This is a genomic window from Corallococcus sp. 4LFB, assembly GCF_046520365.1.
GTDB classification, from domain to species: Bacteria; Myxococcota; Myxococcia; order Myxococcales; family Myxococcaceae; genus Corallococcus; species Corallococcus caeni.
Genome location: NZ_JBKGHJ010000965.1, coordinates 1 through 1,486, shown reverse-complemented (window position 1 = coordinate 1,486; position 1,486 = coordinate 1). Strand labels below are relative to the sequence as shown.

Here is a 1,486-nt window from a genome sequence, read left to right as displayed (position 1 = left end):
TGAAGGCGGTCGCGGTGAGGTCGGGCCGCTCCCAGTAGCCCCAGGCGAGGCCGTCACCGCCGACGAACAGCTCGCCGACGATGCCCGGCGCCACCGGGTGCAGGTGCGTGTCCAGCACGTAGGCCGTGCTGTTGGAGAGGGGCTTGCCGATGGGCACCGTGCCGGTGACGGGCTCCGTGACGGGGTGCCACGTGCTGAACGTGGTGTTCTCCGTGGGGCCGTAGACGTGCAACAGCCTGCGCGGCCCACCGTGGGCAAGCAGCCGGTTCACGCAGGCCGGGTCCACGGCCTCGCCGCCGAAGAGGAGCGTGGACAGGCCGTTGAAGGCCGTGGGCTCCATCCGGGTGACGTGGTTGAACAGGGCCGTGGTGAGGAACAGCGCGGTGATGCGCTCGTCGCGCAGACCCCGGGCCAGCGTCACGGGGTCGATGATCTCCTCCTTGGAGAACAGGACGAGCGTGGCGCCGTTGAGCAGCGCGCCCCATATCTCGAAGGTCGAGGCGTCGAAGGACACCGTCGCCGCCTGGGCCACCCGGTCCTCCGGGCCGAAGGGGATGTAGTCCGGATCCATCACCAGCCGCATCACGGCCTGATGCGGAACGCAGACCCCCTTGGGCCGGCCGGTGGAGCCGGACGTGTAGATGACGTACGCGGGCTCCAAGGGATGGAAGCGCGTCGCGTCGTACGGTGAACCGGGATGGGCGGTGGCCTCCAGCGCATCGATTCGGATGCACCCGACGCTGTCCGAAGAGAACTGGATCGAGGTCGCCGTCCCCGTGATGATCCGATGCACCTTCGCATCGGAGATCATGAGGGCCAGGCGATCCGCAGGGTAGTCCGGATCCAACGGCACGTAGGCGCCGCCCGCCTTGAGCACGGCGACCAGCGACACGATGAGGTCGATGGAGCGCGTCAGGCACACGCCCACGCGTGGCGCCTCCGGTCCGACACCCTGGGCCTTGAGCGTCCACGCGAGCTGGTTGGCGCGAGCGTCCAGCTCCGCGTACGTGAGCGCCTGGGCCCCGTGGCGCACGGCGATGGCCTCCGGCCGCGTGGCCACCTGGGCTTCGAAGGCCTGCACCAGGGAGAGGTCCCTCGGATAGGGCCGGCCGGTGTCGTTCCATGCCGTGATGACCTGCCGGCGTCCGCTTCGGAGAGCCAGGGCAGGGCGTGGATGCCCGCGTCGGGGTGACGGAGCGCGCCTTCCAGGAGGCGGCGGAAGTGGTCGGCCATCCGCTCGATGGTGCGGGGCTCGAACAGCGCGGTCGCGTACTCGAACGTGCCGCTGAGACCTTCCGGGACTTCGGTCAGGGCCAGGGTGAGGTCGAACTTGGAGGTCGGGGTCTGGAGCTCCAACGCCTGGACCTGGAGGTCCGGAAGCTGGGGCGGAGTCCCGGGCGCGTTCTGGAGGGCGAACATCACCTGCACCAGCGGTCCATGGCTCAGCGCGCGTTCGACGTGCAGCTCCTCCACGAGCTTTTCGAAC

General features: G+C 69.5%; 1 protein-coding gene and 1 pseudogene. Both read right to left on the bottom strand.

Annotated elements, in window-relative coordinates; genetic code table 11:
* Positions 1–1,081 (bottom strand): amino acid adenylation domain-containing protein (locus ACLEQD_RS43220; RefSeq protein WP_410391762.1); only part of this gene is annotated, 1,081 nt, incomplete at its 3' end.
* 122 nt (positions 1,082–1,203) lie between these two features.
* Positions 1,204–1,428, bottom strand: a pseudogene (locus ACLEQD_RS43215) (condensation domain-containing protein); the annotation flags it as partial.
* Positions 1,429–1,486 lie beyond the last annotated feature (58 nt).